6 protein-coding genes are annotated in these 5519 nt (G+C 53.1%); 2 read left to right on the forward strand and 4 right to left on the reverse strand.

The window, feature by feature from the left end:
- Window positions 1–1090, reverse strand: a 1090-nt coding sequence (locus WBC85_RS04275; protein WP_424433436.1) for a calcium-binding protein, incomplete at its 3' end; no start/stop codon positions are given.
- 111 nt (window positions 1091–1201) lie between these two features.
- Entirely contained in the window at window positions 1202–1381 is a 180-nt protein-coding gene (locus WBC85_RS04280) for a zinc-finger domain-containing protein (RefSeq protein WP_424433437.1), read from the reverse strand.
- 84 nt (window positions 1382–1465) lie between these two features.
- On the opposite strand from WBC85_RS04280, the gene WBC85_RS04285 reads away from it, so the two are divergent.
- Window positions 1466–2395, forward strand: a complete 930-nt coding sequence (locus WBC85_RS04285) for an ABC transporter ATP-binding protein (RefSeq protein WP_424433438.1) — start codon at window positions 1466–1468, stop codon at window positions 2393–2395.
- On the opposite strand, the gene WBC85_RS04290 is transcribed toward WBC85_RS04285, so the two are convergent.
- Both WBC85_RS04290 and WBC85_RS04295 read right to left on the reverse strand, forming a co-directional pair.
- Entirely contained in the window at window positions 2392–2862 is a 471-nt protein-coding gene (locus tag WBC85_RS04290; protein WP_424433439.1) for a DUF1203 domain-containing protein, read from the reverse strand. The two genes, WBC85_RS04285 and WBC85_RS04290, sit on opposite strands and share 4 nt — an antisense overlap.
- 70 nt (window positions 2863–2932) lie before the next feature.
- The gene (locus tag WBC85_RS04295) at window positions 2933–4510 is read right to left on the reverse strand and encodes a DUF5928 domain-containing protein (RefSeq protein ID WP_424433440.1); all 1578 of its coding nucleotides are present in this window, start codon (window positions 4508–4510) and stop codon (window positions 2933–2935) included.
- A 160-nt stretch (window positions 4511–4670) separates the two neighbouring features.
- Between WBC85_RS04295 and WBC85_RS04300 the strand changes: the two genes are divergently transcribed.
- Complete coding sequence (locus WBC85_RS04300; protein WP_424433441.1) at window positions 4671–5489, forward strand: sulfotransferase family protein; 819 nt, start codon at window positions 4671–4673, stop codon at window positions 5487–5489.
- Window positions 5490–5519 lie beyond the last annotated feature (30 nt).

Here is a 5519-nt window from a genome sequence, read left to right on the forward strand (position 1 = left end):
TGAACAGGTCAGGGTCACTTGTCGCCAGTTCATTTAGTGCCGCACGAATTTCAGCAGATACCTCGGCACCGCCCGTAGTCAGCCCGTGTAGATCGCTGTTGCCGCCGCAAATGGTGTCATTACCTGCGCCACCTTCGACAGAGTCACCGCCAAGGCCAGCAATAATCAGATCGTCCTCTGCGCTACCTGAAAGCGTGTCCCGGCCCCCGTTGCCAAGCAAAGTGTCGTTCCCGTCGTTCGCAACAATCAGATCATTGCCTAGACCGCCTGCAACAATGTCATCGCCTTCAGAACCATAGATAGTGTCATTTCCAGCGTCACCGTCAATAACATCATCGCCAAGGCCGCCAATCAGGGAATCGTTGCCGTCGCCGCCATGGAGCGTGTCATTATCGGACAGCCCAAAGAGCGTATCGTTGCCAATGCCGCCATAAAGCAGATCTTCGCCATCGGCGCCGTTCAGGCTATCGTCGCCATCCTCGCCGTGCAAAGTATCCGCGCCCATGTTGCCAATGAGTGTATCATCGCCATCGCCGCCTCGTACGCTATCGTTGTCAAAGCGTCCTTCAAGCAGATCATCGCCAGTGCCGCCAATTAGGGTATCCTCACCGTCGCCGCCGATCAGAGTATCGTCATCAGCGCCGCCATTGAGGAGGTCATTTCCGTCATCGCCCTCAAGGTGATCGTCGCCAACGCCGCCAAGCAATTGGTCATCACCCAAGCCACCATTCAGCGTGTCGTTGCCTGAATCGCCTGCAAGGGTGTCATTGCCATCATTGCCGCTAACTGAATCCGCCATGCTGCCACCGGATACGATGTCATCGCCGCTACCGCCGGAAAGGGTATCATTGCCATCGCCGCCAAACAGCGTGTCGTCACCGTTTCGGCCAAGAATACCGTCGTTTCCGTTTGTTCCGTTTATGAGATCATTCAATCCATCGCCGGTAAGCGGATCACCGTCAGCGCCATAATTCTCTTCATCGGAGGTTTCTGTGCCAAAGGGCGTGACGTCATCCTCATCGGAGGATGATCCAAAGTCGACAAAGCTCAGACCCAACAAAAGGGGGAGCATAACTAGGAGAATTTCCATTTCAAACCTCTGACTCGATACATAGACAAGTCGGTTCATCGCCGAGCTATGTGGCGAAAATTAGGTTTAAAATGATTTTAATTGAGTAAGCTCGTCGCGAAAGAGCAGCGCTCAGACTTTGCCCTCAAAGTCTTTGTGCACAAGTTTCGCATCGCAATAAGGGCATTCGACCCAGCCATGCTCGCCCGGAATTTGCAGCCAGACACGCGGATGTCCAAGCGCGCCTTCGCCGCCGTCGCAGGCCACGCGATAACTGTCTACGATTTTGGTCTCAGGTACAGGGGTTGTCATAGGGCATGTTCCCTTTGTCTGGCTGCCGCGTTAAACGCGTTATGAGCCAAGCAGCCCAAATCGGCAAGAGCGAGTAAGCACGTAGTGACACAAGACGCAATTCGGATCGAAAATCTGCACAAGACCTATGCAGGCAGCAAAGGCAGCCCCCCGAAAGAGGCGCTGCGCGGCGTTGATCTGACTATTCCTAGCGGTTCTATTTTTGGACTGCTTGGTCCCAATGGTGCAGGCAAATCGACACTCATCAATATCCTTGCGGGCCTCGTTCTGAAAACCTCGGGTAAGGTGTCGATCTGGGGCTTCGATCAGGATGTAAATCCGCGCCAGTCACGGGCATCCATCGGGGTAATGCCGCAAGAGCTAAACCTTGATCCGTTCTTTTCGCCGCGCGAAGCGCTGGATGTTCAGGCGGGTCTTTACGGCGTGCCAAAGGCGCAGCGCCGTTCTGATGAAATTCTTGAATTGGTTGGCTTGTCCGATAAGGCGAACGCCTATGCGCGCACGCTCTCTGGCGGTATGCGGCGCCGGCTTTTGCTTGGAAAAGCCTTGGTGCACACGCCCCATATTCTGGTTCTGGACGAACCGACGGCGGGCGTTGATATCGAGCTACGCCAAATGCTCTGGGCCAATGTACGGCGCTTGAACGAGCAGGGTATGACGATTGTGCTTACCACCCATTACCTCGAAGAAGCGGAAGAAATGTGCGACGAGATCGCTATCATCAATCACGGGCAAGTCGTTGCCCGCGATAGCACCGCGCATTTGCTGGGCAGCATTGATCTAAAGACGATGATAATTGAGCCAGACAAACCAACTGAAGTGTTTGATGCGCCAAGCGGTATCGATGTGACGCGCGATGCAAGCGGCGCGCTGCGGCTAAGCTACCGCGCCAGCAAAACCAGCGCGGATGCTGTGCTTGAGGCGGTTCGCAGCGCAGGCGTGACAATTCGAGACGTGCGCACAGAGCAGGCTGATTTGGAAGATGTGTTCCTTGAGTTGACGCGTAGCCGCTAAACAGCGCGCGTCACACGTGCCAGCCAGCAGTTGTTTTTGGCTGATCGCACATCGACGAACGAAAGGTCGGATTGCTGCAACAGCTCTTTGATTTTGCCTAAGGTCGCAGCCTGCGGAACAACGGCACCTGTGCCGTATTTGATCCTTTGATCTGCGGTATAGCCTTTAACAAGATACTCCGGCGACGCTTTGAGAACGTCAGGAATGCTAGCATTTTTAGGGGCGTCGCATTCGTCCTGGCATAAAAAGACCGGGCCTGTTTCTGCGTAGGGGTGCAGCCCGTCGAAAGGGCGATACGCCAGGATAAGAAATCCTGCGCCCTCAGGCACAAGTTTCAAGCAGTGGCGGCAAGGCACGCCCGCCCCGTCTGACACGCTTTTTTCGGGTGGATTTCCATAGGCATCCAAAGCACCGCTTTGAAAGGCGCGCGCTTGCTTGGTGGTCATACCAGAAATTGTGTAGGTCAATATGATTACTCCAGTTTAGGAGCCCAAATTGATCCCGCGCTTAAGACAAAGCGATCCGTTTCCTGCGCAATCAATCCGCGAACAGATGAGGGGTGTCGGCGATCTGCTGCGCTTTCTCGGGGCTGACACCCAAGAACTCGGCCAAGGGCGCCGCATTTTCCTGCGCTGAAACGCTTTCCTTGATCGTGTAAAGCGAGTCGAAATTCGCATCGTGCAGGCGATCTTTCTCAAAAGCGATCTCATTGCGGATGGTCGGTAACAAACGCTGTAACGTGTCTTCCGAAGTTTGCTCGCCTGCAAGGCCGATCCGTTTGGAATGGCCGATCAGGAATTCATCTGTGTAGTCACACTCGATTTCCAAGATCCGCGTGCCAGAACGGTCCGATCCGAAATCTTCAAGCAGGTAGAAGTTGCCAGGGTCCATGCAGACGATCAAACGATCGGCCTCGAAGTATTCGAACAGCATCCGCATCAAAGCGCGGCGATGGCGATGGCGTTTGGAAAGCGTGCTCTGAATGCCGCCCAGATCAGGAAGCGGTATGTCCTCTTCGTTGAAGATGTATTCAACGACAGGAATGTTGGTGCCGTGGCTGATGCTTTCAACAAGGCGTTTGGCGACATGCCACTTTTTGCACACCACAATCAGCAGTTCGCGGTTGCGTCCAAGTGTTGCTTCGGTTTCCCAAAAGCGCGAGGCAAAGCGCCGGCCAATGCGGCCGCGTTCGGTCAGGAACTTGAACAGGCTCGTGCCTTCGTTGGAAATCTGGAACACTTGGTTTTCGGCTGCGTAAAGCTTGCCAAGCCGCTCTTTGAGCTCCTTCGCTTCGGGGCTGATCTTGCGTGCGAACAGGAAATCCTGACTTAGTAGCAGATCATAGTGATCGTTATAGAATGTCACTGGCATCCCGTAATCCGAGAACATCAGGAACGTCAGGGTGCGCGTCTCGATCTCCTTCTCTGGGATCAAGTGGCGCACAAGCGTTTGAAAGAACGTCTCGTCGGGAATCCATGTTGTCTTGAAAAAGCGCATCACGTCTTTGCGTTTGCGGCAAAAATCAAGAATCCATTCGACGGTGCGCCGACGCAGACACCACCATTGCGACCCGATCTGGATCTGAAGGTCGCTGGGGATTTCGCGGGTCATTCCCAGCTTTTTCTGAATGTTGAACGATGTGTAGAACAAACGCTTTTGCGTGCGTTCATTAAAGAAATGGCGATAGATCAGCCGCTCTTCCTTGAAGCCGGTCTTGATCCAGTCGCTTTCGAAATAATCAAAGATTTCGATGTAGTCGACGTCGTTTGCATCAAGAAAAGCATGCGCGTATTCGGCGGATTTGACCGCCATGCAATCACCGGAAAGCATGTAGAAATGCGTAGCGCGCGGAAATGCGTCAACTGCCGCCTCTACCGCATAGAGCGTGGCTTGCACCAAAGACCAGGCACCCCAGCCACATTTGATCCGCTTGCGCGAAAAGGTGACGTTTGGATTATCTTTTAGGGATGCCTTAATCTTGGCGAAATGTTCTGGTTTAGCACGAGCATCGAAATGGATCGCCATATAGTCACCCGCAGCCGTCAATTGTTCGGCCTGCTGGATGATCGCCTCAGGGTCTTTGTGGCAAAGGAGAATGAAGGCGATTTTTGCCATACTGGAAACGATTGATCCTAAAAACGATGACTGTTTGTGCTTTGACTACAGTGTTAAAGAGGAATGTGCCTTGAATAAACAGGCTTTTTTCTGTTTTACATAGCGTAAGTGAAGATAAAGTAACCAATTGGCGGCAGTTTGCCGTCGGAGGCGAGTTAATATGGGTTTTCCCGGCACTTGGATGACCGAAAGCGAGAGCGTCGTGTACCGCGTCGTTCCAAAATGCGCCTGCTCTACCATCGGGCAGATCATGTACTATTCCGATCACGGCGAGTTTTTCGACGGTGATATCCATGATGCGACCGGCGGCATGCACAAATGGGCGCTTGATGAAAGCCAGCCTTTGATTACTCAGAACGTCAAAGCGCACAATTCGTATGCTTTTACTTGCGTTCGAAACCCATACACGCGCATTTTGTCGTCGTTCTTCGATAAAATTTGCGGCATCCAGCGCAATGGCAAGCGCTATCGTGGCAAGCTGGTTCCGCTTTTGATCCAGAAATACGGGATCGAAGTCGGCGGCGAGGATGGCAAGCAAGAGTTTGACCAGATCGCCAGCTTCCGTCGTTTCCTTCTGTTTGCACGCGACACCATTCGTTGGCGCCGCCCGATGGAGCCTGACATCCACTGGTCGGCAATGTCTGGCCATATTTCTACGTTCATCGTGAACGGCGGCCGCTACGACAAGATTTTCTGGACCGAGCAGTTCAATGACGGCATGCAGCAGGTCTTGGACAAGATCGAAATTCCGAACAAGGTTGATCTGAACGCGATCCCACGCTTCAACGAAAGCGAAGGCCATGGCCCCAAGCGCGCGCATCCTGTCGAGGATTACTTTGACGATCTGTCGATGCACTTGGTCTACGAGATCTACAAGCGGGACTTTGATCTGTTCAAATATGACTTCAAAGATCCGTCAAACAAGATGCCCATTGGCGAAATTGATCTGGATGAAGTCCACGCCAAACTAGGTGAATAGGTTCGGATCGCTTTGCGCGATCCGATCAAC

The organism is Planktotalea sp., assembly GCF_049680325.1.
Taxonomy (GTDB): Bacteria; Pseudomonadota; Alphaproteobacteria; order Rhodobacterales; family Rhodobacteraceae; genus Planktotalea.